The 25,612-nt window shown below is 56.1% G+C and carries 26 protein-coding genes; 14 read left to right on the top strand and 12 right to left on the bottom strand.

The annotated features are described in order from the left end of the window. Positions 1–89: 89 nt before the first annotated feature. The 6 genes from pnp (at position 90) to yedF (ending at position 6,972) form a co-directional block, all read left to right on the top strand. Entirely contained in the window at positions 90–2,207 is a 2,118-nt protein-coding gene (gene pnp, locus AC1RKC_RS19390) for a polyribonucleotide nucleotidyltransferase (protein WP_020824956.1), read from the top strand. 128 nt (positions 2,208–2,335) lie between these two features. After that, a complete protein-coding gene (gene nlpI / locus AC1RKC_RS19385) occupies positions 2,336–3,220 on the top strand; it encodes a lipoprotein NlpI (RefSeq protein ID WP_012004952.1) in 885 nt (294 codons plus the stop codon). A gap of 116 nt (positions 3,221–3,336) precedes the next feature. Further along, positions 3,337–3,417, top strand: coding sequence for a protein YrbN (gene yrbN, locus AC1RKC_RS19380; RefSeq protein ID WP_096335046.1), 81 nt, complete (start codon positions 3,337–3,339; stop codon positions 3,415–3,417). Beyond that, positions 3,407–5,374 carry a DEAD/DEAH family ATP-dependent RNA helicase gene (locus AC1RKC_RS19375; RefSeq protein WP_020824957.1) on the top strand — a complete coding sequence of 656 codons (1,968 nt, stop codon included), beginning with the start codon at positions 3,407–3,409 and terminating at the stop codon, positions 5,372–5,374. The genes yrbN and AC1RKC_RS19375 overlap by 11 nt, the downstream gene beginning before the upstream one ends. A gap of 147 nt (positions 5,375–5,521) precedes the next feature. Further along, entirely contained in the window at positions 5,522–6,736 is a 1,215-nt protein-coding gene (gene yedE, locus AC1RKC_RS19370; RefSeq protein WP_046374648.1) for a selenium metabolism membrane protein YedE/FdhT, read from the top strand. Next, entirely contained in the window at positions 6,733–6,972 is a 240-nt protein-coding gene (yedF, locus tag AC1RKC_RS19365) for a sulfurtransferase-like selenium metabolism protein YedF (RefSeq protein WP_046374647.1), read from the top strand. The genes yedE and yedF overlap by 4 nt, the downstream gene beginning before the upstream one ends. 82 nt (positions 6,973–7,054) lie before the next feature. On the opposite strand, the gene AC1RKC_RS19360 is transcribed toward yedF, so the two are convergent. Further along, a complete protein-coding gene (locus AC1RKC_RS19360) occupies positions 7,055–8,068 on the bottom strand; it encodes a luciferase-like monooxygenase (RefSeq protein WP_170868569.1) in 1,014 nt (337 codons plus the stop codon). A gap of 224 nt (positions 8,069–8,292) precedes the next feature. Here AC1RKC_RS19360 and AC1RKC_RS19355 point away from each other — a divergent pair, with 224 nt between their 5' ends. The 4 genes from AC1RKC_RS19355 to AC1RKC_RS19340 all read left to right on the top strand — a co-directional run bounded on the left by AC1RKC_RS19355 (position 8,293) and on the right by AC1RKC_RS19340 (position 12,765). Then, complete coding sequence (locus AC1RKC_RS19355) at positions 8,293–9,264, top strand: HlyD family secretion protein (protein ID WP_020824960.1); 972 nt, start codon at positions 8,293–8,295, stop codon at positions 9,262–9,264. Further along, positions 9,246–10,400, top strand: a complete 1,155-nt coding sequence (locus AC1RKC_RS19350) for an ABC transporter permease (protein WP_020824961.1) — start codon at positions 9,246–9,248, stop codon at positions 10,398–10,400. The genes AC1RKC_RS19355 and AC1RKC_RS19350 overlap by 19 nt, the downstream gene beginning before the upstream one ends. Then, complete coding sequence (locus AC1RKC_RS19345) at positions 10,397–11,539, top strand: ABC transporter permease (RefSeq protein ID WP_020824962.1); 1,143 nt, start codon at positions 10,397–10,399, stop codon at positions 11,537–11,539. The genes AC1RKC_RS19350 and AC1RKC_RS19345 overlap by 4 nt, the downstream gene beginning before the upstream one ends. Positions 11,540–11,643: 104 nt before the next feature. Continuing rightward, the gene (locus tag AC1RKC_RS19340) at positions 11,644–12,765 is read left to right on the top strand and encodes a ribosomal protein uL16 3-hydroxylase (protein WP_115060314.1); all 1,122 of its coding nucleotides are present in this window, start codon (positions 11,644–11,646) and stop codon (positions 12,763–12,765) included. Positions 12,766–12,833: 68 nt separating this feature from the next. Here AC1RKC_RS19340 and AC1RKC_RS19335 read toward each other — a convergent pair whose 3' ends face one another. Both AC1RKC_RS19335 and ubiU read right to left on the bottom strand, forming a co-directional pair. Then, positions 12,834–13,712 (bottom strand): U32 family peptidase, encoded by an 879-nt coding sequence (locus tag AC1RKC_RS19335; protein ID WP_020824964.1) that lies wholly within the window; start codon positions 13,710–13,712, stop codon positions 12,834–12,836. Positions 13,713–13,723: 11 nt separating this feature from the next. Continuing rightward, positions 13,724–14,719, bottom strand: coding sequence for a ubiquinone anaerobic biosynthesis protein UbiU (ubiU, locus tag AC1RKC_RS19330; RefSeq protein ID WP_048762819.1), 996 nt, complete (start codon positions 14,717–14,719; stop codon positions 13,724–13,726). Between the two features lie 254 nt (positions 14,720–14,973). Here ubiU and ubiT point away from each other — a divergent pair, with 254 nt between their 5' ends. After that, a complete protein-coding gene (gene ubiT / locus AC1RKC_RS19325) occupies positions 14,974–15,495 on the top strand; it encodes a ubiquinone anaerobic biosynthesis accessory factor UbiT (protein WP_020824966.1) in 522 nt (173 codons plus the stop codon). Next, complete coding sequence (locus AC1RKC_RS19320; RefSeq protein WP_020824967.1) at positions 15,489–15,992, top strand: GNAT family N-acetyltransferase; 504 nt, start codon at positions 15,489–15,491, stop codon at positions 15,990–15,992. The genes ubiT and AC1RKC_RS19320 overlap by 7 nt, the downstream gene beginning before the upstream one ends. Here AC1RKC_RS19320 and AC1RKC_RS19315 read toward each other — a convergent pair. The 4 genes from AC1RKC_RS19315 to speFL form a co-directional block, all read right to left on the bottom strand. Then, entirely contained in the window at positions 15,979–16,287 is a 309-nt protein-coding gene (locus tag AC1RKC_RS19315) for a GIY-YIG nuclease family protein (RefSeq protein WP_139285490.1), read from the bottom strand. The two genes, AC1RKC_RS19320 and AC1RKC_RS19315, sit on opposite strands and share 14 nt — an antisense overlap. A gap of 90 nt (positions 16,288–16,377) precedes the next feature. Beyond that, positions 16,378–17,694, bottom strand: coding sequence for a putrescine-ornithine antiporter (gene potE, locus AC1RKC_RS19310; protein ID WP_115060310.1), 1,317 nt, complete (start codon positions 17,692–17,694; stop codon positions 16,378–16,380). Between the two features lie 63 nt (positions 17,695–17,757). Further along, complete coding sequence (gene speF / locus AC1RKC_RS19305; RefSeq protein WP_128865497.1) at positions 17,758–19,920, bottom strand: ornithine decarboxylase SpeF; 2,163 nt, start codon at positions 19,918–19,920, stop codon at positions 17,758–17,760. A gap of 269 nt (positions 19,921–20,189) precedes the next feature. After that, positions 20,190–20,294, bottom strand: a complete 105-nt coding sequence (gene speFL / locus AC1RKC_RS19300; RefSeq protein ID WP_112363015.1) for a leader peptide SpeFL — start codon at positions 20,292–20,294, stop codon at positions 20,190–20,192. A gap of 438 nt (positions 20,295–20,732) precedes the next feature. On the opposite strand from speFL, the gene AC1RKC_RS19295 reads away from it, so the two are divergent. Both AC1RKC_RS19295 and AC1RKC_RS19290 read left to right on the top strand, forming a co-directional pair. Continuing rightward, positions 20,733–21,161, top strand: a complete 429-nt coding sequence (locus tag AC1RKC_RS19295; protein WP_115060308.1) for a YhbP family protein — start codon at positions 20,733–20,735, stop codon at positions 21,159–21,161. A gap of 47 nt (positions 21,162–21,208) precedes the next feature. Beyond that, positions 21,209–21,847, top strand: a complete 639-nt coding sequence (locus AC1RKC_RS19290; protein WP_261139497.1) for an NAD(P)H-binding protein — start codon at positions 21,209–21,211, stop codon at positions 21,845–21,847. Here the strand turns inward: AC1RKC_RS19290 and phnP are convergent. From phnP to phnL, 5 genes are read right to left on the bottom strand one after another with little or no spacing between them, the layout of a single operon-like run. After that, complete coding sequence (gene phnP, locus AC1RKC_RS19285; RefSeq protein ID WP_041414151.1) at positions 21,798–22,580, bottom strand: phosphonate metabolism protein PhnP; 783 nt, start codon at positions 22,578–22,580, stop codon at positions 21,798–21,800. The genes AC1RKC_RS19290 and phnP overlap by 50 nt on opposite strands. Positions 22,581–22,594: 14 nt before the next feature. Then, positions 22,595–23,197, bottom strand: coding sequence for a DapH/DapD/GlmU-related protein (locus AC1RKC_RS19280; RefSeq protein WP_261135918.1), 603 nt, complete (start codon positions 23,195–23,197; stop codon positions 22,595–22,597). Further along, the gene (gene phnN / locus AC1RKC_RS19275; RefSeq protein ID WP_493092684.1) at positions 23,194–23,763 is read right to left on the bottom strand and encodes a ribose 1,5-bisphosphokinase; all 570 of its coding nucleotides are present in this window, start codon (positions 23,761–23,763) and stop codon (positions 23,194–23,196) included. Before phnN ends, AC1RKC_RS19280 begins: the two co-directional genes overlap by 4 nt. Further along, entirely contained in the window at positions 23,763–24,899 is a 1,137-nt protein-coding gene (phnM, locus tag AC1RKC_RS19270) for an alpha-D-ribose 1-methylphosphonate 5-triphosphate diphosphatase (RefSeq protein WP_493092685.1), read from the bottom strand. Before phnM ends, phnN begins: the two co-directional genes overlap by 1 nt. Further along, a complete protein-coding gene (phnL, locus tag AC1RKC_RS19265; RefSeq protein WP_044553987.1) occupies positions 24,899–25,603 on the bottom strand; it encodes a phosphonate C-P lyase system protein PhnL in 705 nt (234 codons plus the stop codon). The genes phnM and phnL overlap by 1 nt, the downstream gene beginning before the upstream one ends. Positions 25,604–25,612: the final 9 nt, after the last annotated feature.

The following is a 25,612-nucleotide window of genomic DNA, read 5'->3' as shown; positions in this document are numbered from 1 at the left end:
TAGTCGCGAGGATGTAGTGAGAAGGCAAATCGAGTCAATGGCGTGTCGAGTCGTCAATACGATTGCGCGCCTAATCTAAGGATATAATTTTGCTGACACCGATCATTCGCAAATTCCAGTATGGCCAGCATACCGTCACTATCGAGACCGGTATGATGGCTCGTCAAGCCACCGCCGCCGTGATGGTGAGCATGGATGACACCGCCGTATTCGTTACCGTAGTTGGCCAGAAAAAAGCCAAACCAGGCCAGAGCTTCTTCCCACTGACCGTTAACTATCAGGAGCGTACCTACGCTGCTGGTCGTATCCCGGGCAGCTTCTTCCGTCGTGAAGGCCGTCCGAGCGAAGGCGAAACTCTGACTTCCCGTCTGATTGACCGTCCGATCCGTCCACTGTTCCCGGACAGCTTCCTGAACGAAGTTCAGGTGATCGCGACCGTTGTTTCCGTAAACCCGCAGGTTAACCCGGACATCGTTGCGATGATCGGTGCCTCTGCAGCCCTGAGCCTGTCCGGTATTCCGTTCAATGGCCCAATCGGTGCTGCTCGCGTGGGTTACATCAACAGCCAGTACGTGCTGAACCCAACGACTGACGAGCTGAAAGAAAGCAGCCTGGACTTGGTGGTTGCCGGTACCGCAGGTGCAGTGCTGATGGTTGAATCCGAAGCTGACGTTCTGAGCGAAGATCAAATGCTGGGCGCGGTGGTCTTTGGCCACGAGCAACAGCAGATCGTTATCGAGAACATCAATTCCCTGGTTGCCGAAGCCGGCAAGCCTAAGTGGGATTGGCAGGCACCTGCAGTCAACGAAGCGCTGCACGCGCGTGTTGCAGAACTGGCAGAAGGCCGCCTGGGCGACGCTTATCACATTACCGAAAAACAAGAGCGTTACGCTCAGGTAGATGCGATCAAGAACAGCGTTGTTGAAACCCTGTTGGCACAGGACGAAACCCTGGACGCGTCTGAAATTCAGGACATCCTGGGCAGCGTTGAGAAAAACGTCGTTCGTAGCCGCGTGCTGCGTGGCGAGCCGCGTATCGACGGCCGTGAAAAAGACATGATCCGTGGCCTGGACGTGCGCACTGGCGTACTGCCGCGTACCCACGGTTCCGCACTGTTCACCCGTGGTGAAACTCAGGCTCTGGTTACTGCAACTCTGGGTACCGCACGTGATGCGCAGAACCTGGATGAGCTGATGGGCGAGAAGACCGACAGCTTCCTGTTCCACTACAACTTCCCTCCGTACTCCGTTGGTGAGACCGGGATGGTAGGTTCGCCTAAACGTCGTGAAATTGGTCACGGTCGCCTGGCGAAACGCGGCGTATTGGCTATGATGCCTAAAGCAGAAGATTTCCCGTACACGGTGCGTGTGGTTTCCGAAATCACCGAATCTAACGGTTCTTCTTCCATGGCTTCAGTCTGTGGCGCTTCTCTGGCGCTGATGGACGCTGGTGTGCCAATCAAAGCCGCCGTTGCGGGTATCGCAATGGGCCTGGTGAAAGAACAAGACAACTTTGTGGTTCTGTCCGACATTCTGGGTGACGAAGATCACCTGGGTGACATGGACTTCAAAGTAGCGGGTAGCCGTGACGGTATTACCGCGCTGCAGATGGACATTAAAATTGAAGGCATCACCCGCGAAATCATGCAGGTTGCACTGAACCAGGCCAAGGGCGCGCGTCTGCACATCCTGGGCGTAATGGAACAGGCTATCAGCACTCCGCGTGGCGATATCTCTCAGTTCGCACCACGTATTCACACTATCCGAATCAACCCGGACAAGATCAAAGACGTGATTGGTAAAGGCGGCTCTGTCATCCGTGCGTTGACCGAAGAGACCGGCACTACCATCGAAATCGAAGATGATGGTACAGTGAAAATCGCTGCTACCGACGGTGAGAAAGCGAAATTCGCTATTCGCCGCATCGAAGAGATCACTGCCGAGATCGAAGTGGGCCGTATTTACCAGGGTAAAGTTACCCGTATCGTTGATTTCGGCGCATTCGTGGCGATCGGCGGCGGTAAAGAAGGTCTGGTGCACATCTCTCAAATCGCAGACAAGCGCGTTGAGAAAGTGACCGACTATCTGCAGATGGGTCAGGAAGTACCGGTTAAGGTACTGGAAGTTGACCGTCAGGGCCGCGTGCGTCTGAGCATCAAAGAAGCGACCGCACCAGAAGCAGGTTCACCTGCGCCTGAAGCAGAATAACTGTATAGATAGATTTACAGCTCCCGGCCATGGGGTTGGGAGCTGTTCGTATCGCGCGGGTAGGATGCTTGCGTATTAGCAAACGGATGAAAGGATGTTCATCCAATGTTTGTCTTCGGGAGTGGGAAATGAAGCCTTTCTTGCGCTGGTGTTACGTTGCGACAGCACTCATGCTGGCAGGATGCAGCAACCATGATTGGCGTAAAGACGAAGTTTTGGCGATCCCGTTGCAGCCAACTCTGCAGCAGGAAGTGATCCTGGCGCGCATGGAACAAATACTTGCCAGCCGGGCACTGACGGACGATGAGCGTGCGCAGCTTTTATATGAGCGCGGTGTGCTGTATGATAGCCTCGGGCTACGTGCACTGGCGCGCAATGATTTCTCGCAAGCGCTGGCGATACGTCCTGATATGCCAGAAGTTTTCAACTACCTGGGCATTTACTTAACGCAGGCAGGCAATTTTGATGCTGCCTATGAAGCGTTTGATTCTGTACTAGAGCTTGATCCAACTTACAATTACGCGCGTTTAAACCGGGGCATCGCACTGTATTATGGCGGCCGCTTCCCGTTGGCGCAGGATGATCTGCAGGCGTTTTATCAAGACGACCCAAACGATCCCTTCCGTTCGTTGTGGCTTTATCTGGTGGAAAGAGAAATCGATCCCAAGAAGGCTGACGTAGCGCTCCAGCAGCGTTATGACAAAGCGAACCGAGGGCAATGGGGATGGAATATTGTCGAATTCTACCTGGGCAACATCAGTGAAAAAACGCTGATGGAAAGGCTCAAGGCAGATGCAACGGATAACACTTCGCTCGCTGAGCATCTCAGTGAAACTGACTTCTATTTAGGTAAGCATTACCTAAGTCTGGGGGACAAGGACACCGCTTCGGCGCTGTTCAAACTGACGGTCGCTAACAACGTTCATAACTTCGTTGAGCACCGCTATGCATTGTTGGAATTGGCGCTGTTAGGCCAAGAACAAGACGACCTATCGGAATCGGACCAGCAATAGCTGACGAACAACTATCAGCCTGATATACATTGGTTTTTTGCCAAAGTTATCGTCTTAACGGGCGAGGGCTTTTTTGTTCGTTTTATAATCTAATTTGAGCCGGTTCACACTTTTCAATGAAAATGACTGAAAATTTTCTCGACGAGTTATGTAGACTGGCTGCCATTATTAATGAGGCACGTGTACATGACTACTGAGCTTGAAACCTCTTTTGCTGACCTGGGGCTGTCTGCTCCGATCATTTCTGCCCTGACCGATCTGGGCTATGAAAAACCTTCACCGATCCAGGCTGAGTGTATTCCTCACCTGTTGAACGGCCGTGATGTGCTGGGCATGGCACAGACCGGTAGTGGTAAAACTGCAGCATTCTCGCTGCCACTGCTGCACAACCTTGACGCTTCCCTGAAAGCACCTCAGATCCTGGTGCTGGCACCGACCCGCGAACTGGCGGTTCAGGTTGCTGAAGCGATGACTGATTTCTCCAAACACATGCATGGCGTTAACGTCGTGGCCCTGTATGGCGGCCAGCGTTATGACGTGCAGCTGCGCGCTCTGCGTCAGGGCCCGCAAATCGTAGTAGGGACTCCAGGCCGTCTGCTGGACCACCTGAAGCGTGGCACCCTGAACCTCTCTAACCTGAGCGGTCTGGTGCTGGATGAAGCCGACGAAATGCTGCGCATGGGCTTTATCGAAGACGTAGAAACCATCATGGCAGAGATCCCGGCTGAACATCAGACCGCGCTGTTCTCCGCAACCATGCCGGAAGCGATCCGTCGCATTACCCGCCGCTTTATGAAAGAGCCGCAGGAAGTGCGCATCCAATCCAGCATCACTACCCGTCCGGACATCAGCCAGAGCTACTGGACTGTGCACGGCATGCGTAAAAACGAAGCGCTGGTGCGTTTCCTGGAAGCGGAAGACTTTGATGCGGCGATTATCTTCGTTCGTACCAAAAACGCGACCCTGGAAGTGGCTGAAGCGCTGGAGCGCAGCGGTTACAGCAGCGCAGCACTGAACGGCGACATGAACCAGGCACTGCGTGAGCAGACCCTGGAGCGCCTGAAAGATGGTCGTCTGGATATCCTGATCGCAACCGACGTTGCTGCTCGTGGCCTGGACGTTGAGCGTATCAGCCTGGTGGTAAACTATGACATCCCTATGGATTCAGAGTCTTACGTTCACCGTATCGGCCGTACCGGCCGTGCTGGTCGTGCCGGCCGTGCGCTGCTGTTCGTAGAAAACCGCGAACGCCGCCTGCTGCGCAACATCGAACGCACCATGAAGCTGACCATTCCAGAAGTTGAGCTGCCAAACGCAGAACTGCTGGGTGAGCGTCGTCTGGCCAAGTTCGCCGCTAAAGTACAGCAACAGCTGGAAAGCAGCGATCTGGACATGTACCGCGCACTGCTGGCTAAACTGCAGCCGGAAGAAGAGCTGGAAATGGAAACCCTGGCCGCAGCACTGCTGAAAATGGCACAGGGCGAACGTCCTCTGATCTTGCCACCGGATCCCGTGTTCAAACCACGTCAGCGTCGTGAATTCAACGACCGTGACGACCGCGGCAGCGACCGTCGTCGTGACGCACGTCCAGACAGCCGTGATGGTGGCGCAGATCGCCCACGTCGCGAGCGTCGTGACGTTGGCGAAATGCAGCTGTACCGCATTGAAGTGGGCCGTGATGACGGCGTTGAAGTTCGTCATATCGTTGGCGCGATCGCTAACGAAGGTGACATCAGCAGCCGTTACATCGGTAACATCAAGCTGTTTGCTGGTCACTCGACCATCGAACTGCCAAAAGGCATGCCGGGCGAGATCCTGTCTCACTTCACCCGTACTCGTATCCTGAACAAGCCGATGAACATGCAACTGCTGGGCGATGCACAGCCGCATGAACGTCGTGAGCGTCGCGAAGGCGGTGCTGGTGCAGGTAACGGCGAGCGTCGTGGCGGTGGTCGTCCATTCAACGGCGAACGTCGTGAAGGGGCAAACCCAGGCCGTCGTTCTTTCGGTGATCGTCGTGAAGGCGGTGCTGCTGCACCTGCCGGCAACGGTGGCGAACGTCGTGGCGGTAACTTCAACCGTGACGGCCAACGCGCCCCACGTCGTGATGACGCCGCTCCGGCTGCACCACGTCGCCGTTTCGGTGATGCATAACATCTGATTTGACCGCTTGCGGTTAATCGGACTAAGAAACCAGCCTTCGGGCTGGTTTTTTTATGCCTGAAATTCACCGTTAAATGGCAGAAAATGGCGTATCATTTATAAGGTTTTTTCTTATGGATACTACGCACGGGAGATGCCATGAGTTGGCAGCAGTTCAAGTCTCAATACCTGGTGCGCTTTTGGGCACCTTTACCCGCGGTGATTGCCGCAGGGATCCTCTCTACCTACTACTTTGGTTTGACCGGTACCTTCTGGGCGGTAACCGGGGAATTTACCCGCTGGGGTGGCCATGTATTGCAGTGGTTCGGCCTGCACCCTGAGCAATGGGGCTACTTCAAGGTTATCGGCCTTGAGGGCACGCCGCTGCAGCGCATCGACGGCAGGATGATCATCGGCATGTTCGCTGGCTGTATCGCTGCCGCACTGTGGGCCAATAACATCAAGCTGCGCCAGCCACAGCACCGCATTCGCATTGTGCAGGCGCTGTTGGGCGGCATTATCGCCGGCTTCGGTGCCCGTCTGGCGATGGGCTGCAACCTGGCGGCGTTCTTTACCGGTATTCCTCAGTTCTCGTTGCACGCCTGGTTCTTCGCACTGGCGACCGCTGCTGGCTCCTACTTTGGCGCCAAATTTACCCTGTTGCCGATGTTCCGCATCCCGGTGAAATTACAGAAGGTAAAAGCCGCCGCCCCGTTGACGCAAAAGCCGGAGCAGGCGCGCCGCCGCTTCCGTTTGGGCATGGTGATTTTCTGTCTGTCGGTAGCCTGGTCACTTTGGACGCTGTTCGATGCGCCGAAGCTGGGTATCGCCATGCTGTTCGGTATCGGTTTTGGCCTGCTGATTGAGCGTGCGCAGATCTGCTTCACCTCAGCCTTCCGCGATTTATGGATCACCGGGCGTACCCACATGGCGAAAGCGATCATTATCGGCATGGCGGTGAGCGCCATCGGTATTTTCAGCTATGTGCAGTTGGGTGTCGCGCCGAAAATCATGTGGGCCGGCCCCAATGCGGTTCTGGGCGGCCTGCTGTTTGGTTTCGGCATCGTGCTGGCCGGCGGCTGTGAAACCGGCTGGATGTACCGTGCGGTGGAAGGACAGGTGCACTATTGGTGGGTGGGGCTGGGTAACATCATCGGCGCGACCCTGCTGGCTTACTACTGGGATGACCTGGCCCCGGCGCTGGCCACAGATTACGACAAGATCAACCTGCTGGATACTTTCGGGCCGATCGGCGGCCTGCTGGTGACTTACCTGCTGCTGGCGTTGGCGTTTGCCGCCATGCTGTGGTGGGAGAAACGTTTTTTCCGCGCCAAACCCGATGCGCAGGTGGTTAATTTGAGGAGTGTGTCATGAAGCAAGCGGCGATAGTGCCAAATTATCGGTTGGATATGCTGGGTGAACCTTGTCCGTATCCGGCAGTGGCCACGCTGGAGGCGATGCCGCAGTTGAAGCCGGGCGAGATCCTGGAAGTGATCAGCGACTGCCCGCAGTCGATCAACAACATTCCACTCGACGCGCGGAATCACGGTTACAAAGTGTTGGATATTCAGCAGGACGGGCCAACCATCCGCTATCTTATCCAGCGTTAACCGACGTGGGGCAGCGGTGTGCTGCCCCATTTTTGCATGGCGGACGTTGAGGGAAATGATTGCCCTGCGGCCCGCCGTTGACTTACCCTTTCGCCAGCGTGTCTTTTACTCCGGCGACAATCTCAAACGAATGCAACCGTGCCTGATGGTCAAAGATCTGGCCGTTAACCATGATCTCATCCGCACCGGTTTCGTTGAGCAACGTTTGCAGCCCGTGACGCACGGTATTTTCGTTACCGATGATCGACATGCGCAGTGCCTGATCAACCCCGTACTGTTCCCCGGCGGTCCATAGCGCGTGGATATTGTCCACCGGCGCCGGCAGTGGGCCTGGCGAACCACGACGCAGGTTGATGAACTGCTGCTGCATCGACGTAAACAGGAAGCGCGCATCGGCATCGCTGTCGGCGGCCACCACGTTGACGCACACCATCGCATGCGGCTGCTGGCACTGCTCGGAAGCTTTGAAGTTATCACGATACAACTTCAGCGCCTGGAACAGCATCTCCGGTGCAAAGTGGGAGGCGAAGGCGAACGGCAGGCCAAGCTGTGCCGCCAACTGCGCGCTGTACAAACTGGAACCGAGCAGCCAGAGAGGGACATGCAATCCTTGGCCGGGTACCGCCTGTACCGGCTGGCCCGGTTGTGCATCGCAGAAGTAATGTTGCAGTTCCTGCACGTCGCGGGGGAAGTTATCCACCTCGCCGGACAGATGGCGGCGCAGTGCCATCATGGTGCGTTGATCGGTACCGGGTGCACGGCCGAGGCCCAAATCGATACGCCCGGGGTACAAAGACTCCAGCGTACCGAACTGCTCGGCGATCACCAGCGGCGCATGGTTAGGCAGCATCACGCCACCGGAACCAAGGCGAATGGTTTGGGTACCCGCGGCCAGATAACCCAGCAGTACCGAGGTGGCGGCACTGCCGATGCCGGTCATGTTGTGATGCTCTGCCAACCAATAGCGTTGATAACCCCATTTTTCGGCATGTTGTGCTAAATCTAAAGAAGCGTGAAACGCATCACGTGGTTTGGCCCCTTGTGGGATAGGGGATAAATCCAGTACCGAAACCGGTACCGCAGTTTTTTCAGTCATGGCATCGTCCATCAAAAGGTGATCGCTTAAAGGGCGATTGCAGAAGTCTGCAAACTACAAAGCATAATGTGCTTTTAGTGTTAAAAGCATAATCCAATTTATAGTTATAAAAGAGGATATATGTGCTCGAGATATCCTTATGAGTAAAATGGTTTTTTTGGGAGTTTATTGAAATATGGACATGATGATTTCACCTGCCGCTTACTGCTCAGGGAGCTGAGAGAATGAAAAAAAAGACGTTGTTTACCCTACTGTTGATGGTGGTGGCGATCGCCATGGCGATATTGTTCCGCGCGCATAATCAGGATTTGTTGTTGCAGGGCGAAGTGGATGCGCCTGAGGTGATTGTGGCTTCCAAAGCTAAGGGACGAGTGATTGAACGTCTGGTGGAGCGTGGGGACGACGTGCAGGCAGGGCAAGTGATGATTCATCTCGACAGCCCGGAACTGATGGCGCAACTGCGTTCCGCGCAGGCGTCGCGCGATGAGGCCAAAGCGCAGCTCGAGCAGTCGCTGCACGGCACGCGTGAAGAAAGCATCCGCAACCTGCGCGCCAACCTGGCGCAGTCCGAAGCGCAATATCGCAACGCGCAAAACGACTACAACCGCAACCTGAGCGTGGCCGGTAAAGGTTATATTTCGAAATCTGAATTGGACGCTTCACGCCGCGCGCGCGATACCGCTTTCCAACAGGTGCAGGCGGCCAAAGCCAACCTGGACGAAGGGATTAACGGCGACCGTGTCGAATTACGGCAACAGTACGCTGCGGCACTGCGAGCAGCGGAAGAAAACTTGCTGCAGGTGAAAGCCCAGACGGACGACCTGCAGGTTTTGGCCCCGGTGACCGGCGAAGTTGGGCCAATACCGGCAGAAGTGGGCGAGTTGTTGAATGCGGGTAGCCCATTGCTGACGCTGATCCGCATACCGGACGCTTATTTCGTGTTTAACCTGCGTGAAGATATTTTGGCTCACGTGCGGAAGGGCGACAAAGTCCAGATGCGGGTACCGGCACTGAAGGACAAAATGATCGAGGCGGAAGTGCGTTATATCGCCCCGCTGGGTGACTACGCCACCAAACGTGCCACCCGAGCTACCGGTGATTTCGATCTGAAAACGTTTGAAGTGCGCCTGTATCCGTCACAGCCGGTAGACGGCCTGCGCCCAGGGATGAGCAGCTTATGGCTATGGAAAGAGTAAGGGCCGGCTGGCGCTGCTTCAGTCATGCGTTTGGCAACGAGTGTCGGCTTGCCTTCCGCAGCCCGGTGGTGCATTGGCTGAGCTGGATCTTCCCGCTGATCCTGTTTGGTCTGATCAGCAGTAACTTTTCGGAAGGGACCTTGCTCGATCTGCCTGTGTCGGTAGTGGACAGCGATCACAGCCCGCTATCCAAATCGCTGACGCGCCGTCTGGATGCCGGTTCGCACGCCCACGTCGAGGCTTACCCCGGTGGGCTGCAGGAATCGCTGCATCGCCTGCGTAGCGCGCAGGATTACGCGCTGCTGTATGTGCCGCCGGATTTTGAGGCCAACGCGCTGGCTGGCAAACAGCCGAGCGTGGTGATGTACTACAATGCGCTGTTTTACGGTGCGGGGCTGTATTCCACCCAGGACTTCAGCGGCCTGATGACCGAAATCAACGCCAGCTACCGCAGCATCATCGCCGGCGAGATGGGCAAAACACTGCCGCCCCTGGCGGACGTGACGCTTTCCTACGGCAGTTTATTCAACGCCAGCGGCAGCTATATTTATTATCAACAGTTTGCCGCCACCATCCACCTGCTGCAGCTGTTCGTAGTGACCTGCATGATTTACGTGTTGGCACGCAGTAAATCCTTGTTGAAGGCTCGGCCGTTCAGCCTGGCGCTGCTCGGCAAGTTGGCGCCGTACACCCTATGTTTCACCAGCTTGCTGATGGTTGAAATTGCCGCGCTGGTGGGCATTTTTGACGCCCGCGTCAGCGGCAATCCGCTGTTTATGCTGATGATTGGCTTCTTCTACGTGATGGCGGCGCAGAGCATTGGCCTGCTGTTGTTTACCTTTACCAGCAGCACCATCACCGCCTACAGCCTGATCGCCATTTTGGTGAGTATTGCGCTGACCTTTTCGGGCATGGCGGTGCCGGAACTGTCGATGCCGCTGCCGGCGCGCATTATTTCCAATATTGAGCCGTTAACTCATGCGTTGTACGCCATGTTTGACGTATTCCTGCGGCAAGTCCCTGCCAGCGCCATCTTCAGCGTCTGTGCGTTGCTGTCGATTTATCCGCTGGTGACCGCACTGCTGGTGCGTAACCGGCTGTTGGCGCGGCTGTTAAAAGAAGGGGGGGCAGGATGAAACTTTATTGGCAAACCTTCGTCCGGGTGCTGCTCGGCATGCTGGAGCGGCCGATGTGGCTGATGTTGATCCTGTCGTTGTGCGTCATGAGCATGGTCTATGCCAACCGCACGGTATGGGATCTGCCGGTGGGCGTCATCGATCAGGACCACAGCACCGCCAGTCGCCAGCTGATCCGTCAACTGGACGCCACCTCCAAAATCGCTATTGAAACCTACGACAGTCTTGAGCAGGCGCAGCGGGATCTTGGCTGGCGCAAGCTGTTCGCGGTGATCATCATGCCGGTGGATCTGGAGAAGAAGATCCTGAGCGGCCAGAATATCGTGGTGCCGGTGTATGGCGATGCGACCAACCGCCTGGCCAACGGGCAGATCCAGCAGGATGTGGTGGCGGCTTATCAGCAGTTGCTGACCCAGTACAACAACGGCCTGCTGTTACGCAGCGGTTTCAGCGAACGCCAGGCGCAGGTGATCCTGACGCCGATCGTCGGACAGACGTTGGATGTGTTCAACCCGGGCATCAGCTTTGCGGCGATCATCTTCCCCGGCCTGCTGGTGATGCTGTTGCAGCACTCGCTGTTGATTGCCTGCGTGCGCGTCAGCATTGCCATGAAGAGCATGCCCGGGGGTAAAGCGCCGCTGGCGGCGCATCTGGGGGGGCTGACGGCGTTGCTGCCGATCTGGCTGTTCCTGTCGATCGTGCTGTTTGTGTTGTGGCCATGGGTGCTGGGCTATCGGCAAACGGCGGGCATTGCGGAAATTCTGCTGCTGACCTTCCCGTTCTTACTGGCGGTGCTGGGGTTGGGCAAGCTGGTGACCGAGTGCCTGCGCAGCGTCGAAATGATCTACCTGACGCTGGCGTTTATTACGACGCCGATATTTTATCTTTCGGGCACCATCTGGCCGCTGCAGGCGATGCCTGGCTGGGTGCGGGCGATTTCCTACAGCATTCCCTCCACCTGGGCAACCAAGGCCGTTGCGGGGGTTAACCAGATGGGGTTGTCGCTGAACGAAGTGTGGGGGGACGTGGCGATGCTGTTGGTGCTGGGGATTGTTTACACCCTGTTGGGCTTCGGCGTAGGTTTCGTACGCAACAGCGTCGCGCTGCGCAGTATGTTCCGCAAACGGCAGGTTAATTAACGTTCCAGCAAGGGAGCCCCACCATTTCCTTGACCCTTAACAAGGTGGACAGACGCGCTGTCTCGCATAATCACGTCCGTGAATTTTCTTACTGGTGTGATTGTATGGCTTACCAACTGAACCTGAACTGGCCCGAGTTTTTAGAGAAGTATTGGCAGAAAAAACCTGTTGTTTTGAAAAATGCCTTCCCGAATTTTGTCGATCCTATCACGCCAGACGAACTGGCGGGGCTGGCGATGGAGCAGGAGGTTGACAGCCGTCTGGTGAGCAACGCAGAGGGAAAATGGCAGGCCAGCAACGGTCCGTTTGAACATTTCGATGACCTCGGTGAAACGGGTTGGTCACTGCTGGCGCAGGCGGTTAACCACTGGCATGCGCCCTCAGCCGAGCTGGTGCGCCCGTTTCGCGCCTTGCCGGACTGGCGCCTGGATGATCTGATGATCTCCTTCTCGGTGCCGGGAGGCGGTGTGGGTCCGCATATCGACAACTACGATGTGTTCATCATTCAGGGGATGGGCCGCCGTCGCTGGCGCGTAGGCGACGCCTTGCCGATGCGTCAGTTCTGCCCGCACCCGGCGCTGCTGCACGTTGATCCGTTCGAGCCGATCATTGATGAAGAATTGGAACCGGGCGACATTCTGTATATCCCGCCAGGCTTCCCACATGACGGCTTTACCCACGAAACGGCGTTCAACTATTCAGTGGGCTTCCGTGGGCCAAACGGCCGCGACTTGATCAGCAGCTTTGCTGATTACGCGCTGGAAAAAGATCTGGGTGGTGCGCATTACAGCGATCCTGATTTAACCCTGCGTGAACATCCGGGCCGGGTTGAAGAATATGAGCTTGAGCGCCTGCGCTCAATGATGTTCGAAATGATCGGCCAACCGGAAGACTTTAAGCAGTGGTTTGGCCGTTTTGCCACTACGCCACGTCATGAGCTGGATATCGCTATGGCGGAACCCCCTTATGAAGCGGAAGAGGTACTGAATGCGCTGATGGGCGGTGAAACCCTGACTCGCCTGAGCGGCCTGCGTGTGCTGCAGGTCGGCGACAGCTTCTTCGTCAACAGCGAGCGTCTGAACACCGTGGACGATCGTGCGGCCGATGCGCTGTGTCGTTATACCGAGCTGGGCCAGCCGGAGCTGGGTGATGCGTTGCAAAATCCGGCCTTTGTGGCTGAGCTGACCGAACTGATCAATCAGGGATACTGGTTCTTCAAAGAGTAGTTGTCGCTGTTGGCTGACTTGCCGGGTGGCGCTACGCCTACCCGGCAGTTTTGTATTTTCTCAACGAATTAAGACACCAATTCCAGCCCCGCGACCCGGCGCCAGTAGCCGTTGCAGTCGGCTTGATCGGTGAGCGTTAACGGCTGCGCACCCTGCTCGTTGGCACGGAAACGTTCGACCAGAGCCAACGTCTCCGTGCTCTGCGGCGACAGGCGCACGATGTCTACCAATCCCTGCATACCGCTCAATTCGTTACCCAGGTTATAACAGTAGCCGCTCATGGTCTGAATACCGTTGAGCACGAACACCTGTTGCTGTTCTTGGGAACGCATCATGCGGCCCTGCGGGTATTTGATGCAGCAGGTTTCGCATTCGTCCTTGGCACGGTCTTCAGACCGTGCGGTGAAGCAGCGTGCCGAATAGGCCAGCGGCAGGTGGCCGTAGCTCAGCACTTCCACTTCAAACTGCTGGCGGAAGCCCAGTTCCTCGCACTGCGCCAACAGTTTGGCCAGCCAGTCGCGTGACAGCTCGACCGGCATACACCAGCGGGTCATGCCCTGGCGGTGCAGCAGGCGCAGGGTATAAGCGTTGTAGCAATTTAGCGCGTGACCGGCGACGAACGGCAGGCCACGTTCCGCGGCCATGTTCACCGTGCCCAGATCGTTGGCTTCGATCAGGAATTCGCCGTTTTCCACATAACGCTTCAGTTCGTTCAGCTCGGACGGCGCCTGTAATAGGGCCAGGGTAGAGATCACCACCTGCTTGCCGCTGCGGGCTATCTCTTGCGCCAGCGCCAGCCAGTCTCCCACCTTCATTTCACGCCGTTTGGTGCAGACGCTTTCACCGAGATAAATAATCTCCGCGCTGCTGTTTACCGCCTGCTGATAAAAACTCTCGACCTCGGTTTTTGGCCAGTAGTACAGCACTGGGCCTAATGCGTATTTCATGCGTCCTCCTGCTACTGCCATTTGCGGTGATAGGCACCGAGGGTGGTTTGGGTGCCTTCGGACATCGAGCCGAGCGCCTCCATCCAGCCGGCCTCGGCCTGATAAGCGGCCGGATCGGCCTGGCAGCGATCGATGGCCTGACGCCACACGCGGGCAACCTGGCTAACATAGGCCGGGCTGCGCTGGCGGCCTTCAATCTTCACCGAAGCGATATTGGCAGCCAGCAGTTCCGGCAGCAGTTCCAGCGTATTGAGGCTGGTGGGCTCTTCCAGCGCGTGGTAGCGCACGTCATCCACCAGATAGCGGCCCTTGCACAGCGTCGGGTAACCGGCATTTTCATCGTCCCGGTAGCGGTCGATCAGCACGCCGTTCAGGCGTGACTCCATACCCTGAGCCGTTTGCTGCCAGCGCACGTAGCGCGCCGGCGAACAGGCACCGACGGTATTGGGGGATTCGCCGGTCAGGTAAGAGGAGAGGTAGCAACGCCCCTCGGCCATGATGCACAGGCTGCCGAAGGCGAAGACCTCAAGCGGCACAGGGCTGGTACGCGCCAACTGTTTAACCTGGTGCATCGACAGCACGCGCGGCAGCACCACCCGACCGACGTCGAAATGGCGTTGGTAGAAGCGAATTGCCTCTTCGTTAGTGGCAGAAGCCTGCACCGACACGTGGCGCTCCAACTGCGGGTAACGTTCGGCGGCGTATTCCAGCATCGCCAAATCGGCGAGGATCAGCACGTCGGCACCCAACTGCGCCGCCATGTCTACCGCCCGCTGCCAGCGGGCATAGCCGTCCGGGTGGGCGAAGGTGTTGATGGCGATGTGCAGCTTGCGGTGGTGGCGATGGACGTACTCGACCGCTTCCTGCAGCTTTTTCTCGGTAAAGTTGAGGCCGGCAAAGTGGCGCGCGTTGGTATCATCTTTCAGGCCGATGTACACGGCGTCAGCGCCGTTATCCACCGCAGCCTTCAGGGCCGGCAGGTTACCGGCGGGACAAAGCAGCTCCATAGATTTATCCTGACTCAGCATGCACCCATGGCGGATGCGGGCTGTCACAATGTTTACCGGTGACCGTTTTTAACCGGCAAACGCTAATCGGGAGGCAATTTTAGTGAAAGCGCGCTGAACAGGCTTTGATTTGAGGCAGCTTCTGGCGTATTGATAAAGCTGGCGGCGAAATGCACTATTTGTTGATATAGAGCGCTTCTGCCGTGCGCCACTGTGGCAAAATAGTGCATCTGTGTTGAAAGGAGTGAACGACAGTGTTGGAACAATTACGAGCGCGCATTGTGCGCCAGGGGCCGTCGCTGCTGCGAGTACCGCTAAAATTCACGCCGTTTGCTTTGCAGCGCCAGCTTCTGGAACAGGTGCTGGGCTGGCAGTTCCGCCAGGCGTTGGCGGATGGCGATTTGGAATTTCTCGAATCGCGCTGGTTAAAGATCGAAGTCCGCGATCTGGCGCTACACTGGTTTATGACGGTAGAAAACGGCAAGCTGGTTGTCAGCCAACACGCCGAGGCTGATGTCAGCTTCAGCGGCGACGCCAACGATCTGATTCTTATCGCAGCGCGTAAGCAAGATCCCGATACGCTGTTCTTTCAGCGTCGGCTGCAGATTGAAGGGGACACCGAATTGGGCCTGTATGTAAAAAATCTGATGGACGCCATCGAGTTGGAAGCCATGCCTGCGCCATTGCGCCTGGGCCTGCTGCAACTGGCTGAATTTGTTGAAGCAGGGCTGCAGGAGGGCACGGTGCAAACTTCCCGTGTGCCGGTATCATGCTAATCCGCGTAGAAATTCCAGTAGATGCCGCAGGGATCGACGCGCTGTTGCGTCGTGCCTTTGGGCGTGACGACGAGGCCGATCTGGTGCAGCAACTGCGCGAAGATGGCCTGCTGACGCTGGGCATTGTCGCCACCGACGACGAAGGCGGCGTGGTAGGTTATGCGGCGTTCAGTCCGGTGGACGTGGCCGGGGAGGATCGCCAATGGGTCGGTCTGGCACCGCTGGCGGTGGACGAAAGCCTGCGTCGCCAAGGGCTGGGTGAAAAACTGATCTACGAAGGATTGGATTCGCTCAATGAGTTCAGCTATGCCGCAGTCGTGGTGCTGGGCGATCCCGCTTATTACGGTCGCTTTGGCTTTAAACCGGCTGCCGCCTACGGGCTGCAGTGCCGTTGGCCGGGCAGCGAAGCCGCCTTCCAGGTGTATCCGCTGGCGGAAAATGCTCTGGATGATGCGCGCGGGGCGGTGGAGTTTTCCGAGCCGTTTAACCGGTTTTAATCTCAGCGTCCGGCAGTAAATGATCCAAAGTAAGAGGCGGGTGATTCACCAGCCTCTCTTTTTGCGTTTTGCTCAGTTGCTTCACCCGGTATTCCAGCCTTAGCGCTTTAGAACGATCCCCCGCCAGGCAGTGAAACGCCAACACCAGCTCGCCTTTGCCCCGCAGTGCCTTTGCACCTTTGCCAGCCTGATGCTGCGCCAGACGTCGTTCGACGTCGGTAGTAATGCCGGTATACAGCATGCCGTTAGGCAGACGCAGCATGTAAAGGTACCAGGGGGAGAGGGTATCGGTCATGAATAAGCAGCAACTTCGGTGGCCAGGGTGGGAATATGATGGCATGTTCGCCGTCGTAATCCCACCCTGTCCGCCTGCGGATGATTACGGTTAGCCTTTTTTGCCCGCCATTTCAAAGCGAGGTGAAACGATGCCGTACAGCGTCCAGCCGAGGAAAGTGGCGATGGCACCCCACATCATGGCCTCTTCACCGGAACTGTAGAGCGCATAGAAGCTGTAAAGCGCGCCAATGCCGGCAATGATGTTGGCGATCCGCGCTTTTTTCTCCGGCACTTTCGCCACCTTCTGAATAATGATCAGCGCCGCCATCGACAAGATGTAAGGGATAATATTGGTCACCACGGCCAGGTTAACCAGCACGTTGAACTGCTTGTTCAACGAGGGGCTGATGGTCATCAGCGACAGTACGCTCTGGATAACGACGATGGTCAGCATGCCTTTGACCGGGGCGTCCGCCTTGCTGAGTTTCGAGAAGATTTTCGGGAAGAAACCGCTGTCGGCGGAAGATTTGAATACCTGAGCGATGGTGAACTGCCACCCCAGCAGCGACCCGACGCAGGACATGATCATCAGTGCCATGATGATCTTGCCGACCGTTGGGTTGAACATATGGGAAAACGCCAGCCCAAACGGCGCGGTGGAATTGGCCAGGTCCATATTCGGTACTATACCGGCGATCACGTTGGTCGAAACGATATAGATCACTGCGGCGCTAAGCGTGCCGCCCAATACGGCGATCGGCACATTACGTTCTGGGTTCTCCACCACATCGGTATTGGCACAGGCGGATTCGAGGCCCAGGAAAGCCCATAGGGTCATGGAAATCGAAGCGCCAATGGCTTCAAAAGTTGGCACCTGATGCGGGTTCCACGCGGCGACGTAAGCGCTGCCGCTGAACCAGTGCCAGCCGATGATCGAAATCCCGACCACCGGGATGATGACGCCCCAAACGGTGATGCCGCTGATCCTGCCGGTAATGCGAGCGCCGCCGAAGTTGGCGACCGTGGCTAACCACAGCACACCAATGGTGGCGATACAGATCCCTAACGGGCTCAGGTTGGCGCCAAACAGCTCGGTACCGTAGCCCACGGCGGAAATGGCGATGGCGATATTGGCGATCAGTAACGAAACGCCGTAGGTATAGTTCGCCATAAAGTTGCCCGATTTGCCGAAAGCATATTCAGCATACCCCCCCATACCGCCGGATTTACGGCTGAACATCCCGCATTTGGCGAAGGCATAGGCCAGCGCCATTGAACCAACCGCAGTGACCAACCAGGAAACAATAGAAATTGTGCCTACCTCGGCCAATTTGGTCGGCAGCATAATTATGCCGGACCCCATCATGTTGACGGCCGTCAGGATCGTTAACTGCACGACCCCCATTTTATTATTAGACTTACTCATGATCATTCTCTCTTTTCGGATGCGATCTGGGCGGTGAATAATATTCACCGCCTTGTGAGGTCATTAATTACTCATGACGTAGCCGTAAGCGCGATTCCAGCCATCTTCATCTTGTTGGATATAAACACCCTGCAATTCCGGTGCGAAACCAGGAAGTAAATTAATGCCTTCCTCCAATGCCAGGAAATAACGCTGTGCAGCGCCACCCCATATTTCTCCAGGGACGACACATAAAACACCCGGAGGGTAAGGTAGTGCACCCTCTGCCGCAATACGGCCCTCAGCCTTGGCCAATGAAATCAATTCGATATTGCCGCGGACAAATTCTGTATTGGCATCTTGCGGGTTCATGGCGACACGAGGGAAATAATTTTTGCGGAACATCTCTTTTTGCAGTTCTTTAACGTCGTAACTGACATAGAGATCGTGCATTTCTTGGCAAAGTTGACGCAGGGTATAATTCTTGTAGCGTTGCTCATTGCTTTTATATACCGCGGGCAGGACTTCACTGAGTAATGAATCCTGCTCGATGTGTTTTTCAAAGCGGGCAATCAGCGCCACCAGATGCTGCATTTTGGCGATGTCTTCGGCCGGCGTGAGCAGGAACAGGATCGAGTTGAGATCGCATTTTTCCGGTACTATGCCGTTTTCGCGCAGATAGTTGGCCAAAATGGTCGCCGGAATGCCGAAGTCACTGTAGTTACCGCTCGTCGTGTCTATGCCCGGCGTGGTGAGCAACAGCTTGCACGGGTCGACAAAATACTGCGATTCCGCATAGCCTTCAAAGGCATGCCACTTCTCGCCTGGCACAAAGTTGAAGAAGCGCAAATCGTTGGCCATTGTCTCGGTGTCATAAGACTGCCAGGGCTTGCCGTCGATCTGATCTGGAACAAAAGGTTTGATTAACTGGCAGGTCTCCAGCAGCATTTTACGGGCTTCAATCCCTGCGCGAACGCACTCCTTCCACAGGCGCTGACCGCTTTTCCCTTCATGCATTTTGGCATTGACGTCCAGAGCGGCAAACAGCGGATAGAACGGGCTGGTGGAAGCATGCAGCATAAAAGCGTTATTAAAGCGTTTATGGTTGCAATAGCGACTTTGGCCTTTGATATGTTTGTCTTTTTTATGGATTTGTGAGGTTTGCGAGAAGCCGGCCTGCTGTTTGTGAACGGACTGGGTCACAATGATCCCCGGGTCGTTTTCATTCAGTTCAAGCAGTAAAGGCGAGCAATCTTTCATCATTGGGATGAACTGTTCGTAGCCCACCCAGGCGGAGTCAAACAGGATGTAATCGCACAGGTGCCCAATCTTGTCGACCACCTGGCGAGCGTTGTAAATGGTGCCGTCGTAGGTGCCTAACTGGATGATTGCCAGACGGAAAGGTCGGGCTTCATTGGCACGTTCCGGCGCCACTTCGCGGATTTGCTGACGTAAATAACGTTCATCGAAGCAGTGCGCATCAATACCGCCGATAAAGCCAAATGGGTTGCGGGCGGTCTCCAGATACACCGGCGTTGCACCAGCTTGAATCAGAGCGCCATGGTGATTGGATTTATGGTTATTACGGTCGAACAACACTAAATCGCCGCGTGTTAACAGGGCGTTGGTCGCAACTTTGTTTGATGCCGAGGTCCCATTCAGCACGAAATAGGTCTTATCGGCGTTAAAGACCTTGGCTGCGTGTTGCTGCGCGGCACAGGGTGCCCCCTCGTGGATCAATAAATCGCCCAGTTTGACGTCCGCGTTGCACATATCGGAACGGAACAGCGTCTCGCCATAGAAATCAAAGAACTGACGTCCGGCCGGATGTTTACGGAAGAATTCACCGCCCTGATGGCCCGGACAGGCAAAGGTGGCGTTACCCATTTCGACATACTGCGTCAGCGTGTTGAAGAACGGTGGCAGCAGATCTTTTTCATATTTTACCGCCGCGGCCTCCAACTGCTTGCCGTAGAACTGGGTGTTTTTCCCGCAGAGTTCAAATACCCCGTGCAGCGCCGGTAATACGGCATTGTCCAACTCTTCTTCGCAGCAAACCGCCACAAACAGCGGGATGTTCAACCCGATCTCTTCGAGATGCGTCACCATGCCCTTCGTAACGTCCTCAACGGACAGCACAATGGCGGCGACATCATTGAAATCGCTCTGATGCACATCGACAATTTCACGTTCTGTTTCAAAGCAGCCCAGTGTTTTTTCATTAGCGGCAATTTTTAACTTTTTCATTTTCTCATTCTTCAGACAAAGGTATTCCATCGGCAAATAATTAAATCTGCCGTTAATACCTTATTAAAATAAAGGTGTACGAGAACCTGGCATGCCGGAAGGCATTCCTGAGTTCACTCTATTATTTTGTGATGACGTTCTTATCCCATGAAGCTGAATTACGATGTTTTCCGCTGCGTAAGCAACAGCAGTTTATCTCTGTTGAACAGAGTGAAAAATAAGTCGTAATGATGTCTTGCGTTCGGAATAAGGACGAACGAGGAGGGAGGTTATCTGAAGTTAAAGAAAGCGAAGCTAAAGCAACTACGATGAGCCATCATCATAATATGGGTTGTGCGCCTGATATGCGCCATTTTTCTGTTGTTGTTTTCCATTTCTAATCCACCTTTGTGAGTGAAAAGATGGCGCTATTTTAACGCAGGCTTGAGCAAAATATGTGACATACATCACGCATATGCACCTTCAAGTAAATAACTATTCACTGGTTATGCATTGAGTTGCATAAGAATACCTCTAAAGAGTGATTATGCATGTAAATAGATTGATAATAAATAGCCCTTTCTGCTACCTGATTTTTCCTGTGTGGGAGAAATAGCAAAAAAAATTGGGTTTAAGAGGGGCGTATAATGCGCAATTGAAGTGGGTTTGTTTTTATTATGTTATAAGTCCATATAATGATATTTTGTATATAAATTCACTTTATCTGGGTGTTTATTCTCTTTTAATTTTTGCCGACATTGTTGTTATTTGTGACCCGCCTCAACAACACGGGTTAAGATGAAACAAGCTAACGGGGAGAATTCACAGTGACTATGACCGATGAGCATCAACCTATCGCACAGTTTCTCAGCAAGCAGCACGTACTGACGCTGTGCGCGGGGAACGGCATGGATATGTGGTGCGCCAATTGTTTCTACGTGTTTGACACCGAGCGGATGGCGCTGTGGTTGATGACCGAAACCCACACCCGTCACGGTGAGCTGATGCTGCAAAACGCCAGCGTGGTGGGCACCATAGCGCCGAAACCGAAGACCATCGCCTTGATCCGCGGCATTCAGTATCGGGCGCAAGCGACGATGCTGAACGGTGAGCAGGAGGCGTTGGCACGGGCACGTTACTGCAAGCGTTTCCCGATAGCCAAGATGATGAAGGCGCCGGTCTGGCAGTTGGATCTGCAGGAGGTGAAGATGACTGACAATACCCTCGGTTTCGGTAAAAAGCTTCACTGGGCGCGGGTCTGAATACCGCAAACTATACTTTTCAGCATCATCAATCAGCGGGAGGGCATATGGCACGGGTATTCATTGTCGGGGCAACTGGGTTGGTGGGTAATGCACTGTTACATCTGCTGCAGCGTGATCCGCAAGTTACGGCGATCGTGGCGCCAACGCGCAAACCATTGCCGCCGAACGAAAAATTAGAGAACCCGGTAGGGGATGATTTGTTCGCGCTGCTGACTGAATGTGAACAGCCGGTCGATATGGTGTTTTGCTGCCTGGGGACGACCCGCCGCGAAGCCGGTAGCGACGCTAATTTCCATTATGTCGATTACACCCTGGTGGTGGAAAGTGCGCTGACTGGCCGTCGGTTAGGGGCGCAGCATTGTCTGGCCGTCAGTGCGCTAGGCGCGAACAGGCGCTCTACGTTCCTCTATAACCGCACCAAAGGGGAAATGGAGCAGGCGCTGCGTGAACAGAATTGGCCGCGCCTGACGCTGGTGCGGCCATCCATGCTACTGGGGTCACGGCCCTCGCCGCGTTTGCTGGAGCGCCTCACCGCGCCGCTGTTTAAATTGCTGCCCGGCAAATGGCGAGCGGTGAGTGCCGAAGACGTGGCGCAAACCCTGCTGGAACAGGCGTTCAGCCCTGGCAACGGCGTTAGGGTGCTGGAATCCGATCGGCTGCATTGTTACCGCAGTGCACGCTGAGATTATCGAACGCCAGCTCCAGGCCAGGCGGCAGTTCATTGTCTGTCAGCCACAAATCGAGATGATGGCTGATGTGCGTCAATAGGGTACGGCCTGGTTGCAAGCGTTGCTGAATTTCCTGCGCACGGGTCAAATCGTTGTGGTTACGCGGTGCCTGCGGCTGAGGGGGCAGGCTGCAATCGAGCACCAGCAAATCCAACGGCACTCCGCGTAGAAAAGCGTCGGTATCGGGCGGCAGGCCGACGGTATCGGTCAGGTAGGCGAGCGATGCCCCTGCGGCCTGGATCAGATAGCCCAGTGTGATTTTTGAATGCTGCAGCGGTAACGGTGTGATGCGCAGCCCGCCCAGTTCAAGGGGTTCGAAGGGGGTTAACGGCGGTTGAAACGCCAGAATACCAGGGTGTTTGAACAGGTCATCGCAGCCCTGCTCGTCTGCCGGACCATAGACGGGAATAAAATTTCCGCACCCCCAACGCAAAGGAAATAACCCCTGTACGTGATCCATGTGGTAATGTGTCAGTAAAAAACGTTGAATTTCCCCCGCCGAAAAACGCCGTTCCAACGACGGTAATCCTGCATCCAGCAAGGTCGTTTCCCCCTGAAATTTGAGCATGGCGCTGCACGGTCGTCGCCGAAACGCCGGCTCGCGCCTCGCCCGCTGACAGACCAGACAATCACAGCCAAACACCGGGATCTGTTGCGCGCCACCGGTGCCGAGAAACGTCAGTTGCATGTCGTCACTCCCGATTATAAATACTTCTCCGCGAAGGCATGGATATCACGGAAATCCGCCAACCGCTGTTGCAGCGTCTGGTGGTCCCAGTGCCACCACTGGCTGCGCTCAATGCGTTCGATCAGGGCGTCGTCGAAACGCATGCCGATCTTTTTGGCCGCTACGCCGGCGACAATCTCATAGGGGGCGACATCTTTGGTGACGACCGCCGCGCTGCCGATAACGGCACCGTTGCCGATGCTGACGCCGGGCATGACGATGGCGTTATGACCGATCCAGACGTCGTGGCCGATAGTCACATGCTGTTCGCGCCGCCAGTCGAAGAACGCTTCGTCGTCTTCTCCCAGGTCATACTCTGAAGCGCGGTAGGTGAAATGGTGTTGGGCGATACGCTGGTAACTGGGGTGATTGCCAGGATTGATACGCGCATAAGAGGCAATCGACACGAATTTGCCGATGGTGGCGTAAAAAATCTGGTTGTGTCCGGCGGTATAGGAGTAGTCACCCATCTCCACCTCTTCCAGAATCGCATCGTCGGCCAGATGTACATATTGGCCTAAGCGACTGCGGTTAAGCGTCACGTTGTTACCGATTCTCGGCTGCGCAGCATCGTTCATGGCACGGTATCCTGTGGTTGTTTTGCCAAAGAGGGCAGCAGCGCCAACAGCACCGCCAGCGTGTCATCAAGGTTGCCGTCGTTATCCAACCGTCGGCAACCGGCAGGGAGTTTTTCCTGGTACTCTGCCGCACGCGCCAATCGTTGTTCGATCTGCTCGGCATTTTCGCGTCCGCGGTTTTGCAGCCGCTGGCGGAGAATATGCGTACTGACCTGCAGGCAAACCGGCAGCAGCTGTGCGCCATAACGCTGCTGCGCCTGCAATAAGTGAGCGCGCGAGCCATTGACCACCACATCGATCCCCTGCAGCAACCAAAGATCCACTTCGATCCCAAAAGCGTAATGATGCTGGTGCGCGTGCCAGTCGAGGGCGAACAGGCCTTTGGCGCGGCGGCGCAAAAATTCGGGTTCACTGAGCGCAATATGGTTCTCGCAGCCGGCGTCTGCCGGCCGGGTGATATAACGGTGCGCCACCAGCGGCGCACTGTCGGCATGGGCGCGCAGGGCGGCCAGCAGGCTGTCTTTCCCGGCCCCGGAAGGCCCCATCAGATAGATAAGCTGTGCCATCAGAACACCTGCTTGCCCTGGCGCCACACGTTCTGCACGTAGATATGCTCGCCGTGCGGCCGCGCCAGCACCAAATCTGCCCGTAATCCTTCGGCGATGGTCCCGCGATCCTGCAAGTCCAGCGCTTTCGCCGGGTTGCGGGTGATCATCTGCACCGCCTGCGGCAAGCCGTAGCCGTTGCGCTCGTCGGCCGCGATACGAAATGCCGCATCCAGCAGGCTGGCCGGGTAATAATCGGAAGACAGAATATCCAACACCCCCAACGCCGCCAGATGGTGCGCTGCCACGTTGCCGGAGTGGGAACCGCCGCGCACGATATTCGGTGCCCCCATCAGCACCTGTAATCCTTGCTGATGCGAGGCCAGGGCCGCGGCTTCGGTGGTGGGGAATTCGGCAATGGCGCTGCCCAGCGCACAGGACTCGGCTACGTGTTCGGCGGTCGCATCGTCGTGACTGGCAAGAGAGATCTTGCGTGCCCGGCAGTGAGCGGCGATCGCTTCGCGGTTTGGCGTGGCCCAGCGAGCGGAAAGCCCGATTTGCTGCTCCTCAAAGTCGCTCATCTTCTGGTCATTGAGGTTGTATTTGCCCTGATAGTATTCGCGGTATTTTTCTCGCGAAGCGAACTGGCGCTGACCCGGCGAATGGTCCATCAACGACACCAGAGACACGCCCGGCTTGTCCATCAGCTGTTCGAACAACGGCAGGGTACTGTCGTGCGGCAGTTCGCAGCGCAGGTGCAACCGGTGTTCGGCGCGATTCACCCCCGCACGCTGGCTGTGGATCACCGCGTCGATCATTTTTTGCAGGTTCTCCAGCCGGTGACCGCCGTCGCGTACGTCGCCAATGGCCACTGCGTCCAGCACGGTGGTGATGCCATTGGCCACCATCAATGCATCATGGCTGCTCATGGCCGAATGGGCCGGCCAGTCGACGTTAGGGCGCGGGGTGAAAAACTTGTCCAGGTTGTCGGTGTGTAATTCAATCAGGCCAGGCAGCAACCAGCCGCCTTCACCGTTCAGTGCCTGGGGTAACTGACTCGGCGTATCGGCAAAACTGCGGATCGTGCCGTCGCTGATCTCCAGCGATCCTTCGACAACCTGATCTTCCAGCACCAGCTTCACGTTATTGATGATCATCAGAGGATCTCCAGCGCCTGTGGCGCCTGCATGTCATATAACCGGTCGGCGACCTGCTGACGGACGCCCTCATCATGAAAAATGCCGACGATAGCCGCGCCGCGCCGTTTGGCCTGTTCGATCAAGGCGACCACTGCCGCGCTGTTGCGGCTGTCGAGTGACGCCGTGGGTTCGTCCAGCAGCAAAATCGGATAATCGACAATAAAGCCGCGCGCAATGTTCACCCGCTGTTGCTCGCCGCCGGAGAAGGTCGAAGGCGCCAACTGCCACAGACGCTGCGGCACATTGAGCTGGTTAAGCAAGGTTTCGGCGCGCTCACGGCATTCGGTGCGATCGGCACCCTGTTCCAGTAACGGCTGCATCACGACGTCCAGTGCGCTGATACGAGGGATCACTCGCAGGAACTGGCTGACCCAGCCAAGGGTATGACGGCGAACCGCCAGGATTTGGCGCGCTTCGGCCTGCACCATGTCCAGCCATTCCCCCTGATGGTTGACCCAGATATGGCCGCTGTCGGGCAGATAGTTGGCATACAGCGAGCGCAGCAGGGTTGATTTTCCGCTGCCGGAATGGCCGTGCAGCACCACACACTCGCCGCTGCTGACCGTCATGTTGGCGTCGTGCAACACCGGCAGCCGCGTGCCGTGCTGCTGGTGGAGCACAAAGGTTTTGCTGAGGTGTTCAACCCGGATTTGAATAGTCATCTGTTATTA

The organism is Serratia sp. GW822-FHT06E05 (assembly GCF_058799445.1).
This window is presented reverse-complemented; position numbering and strand designations above follow the sequence as displayed.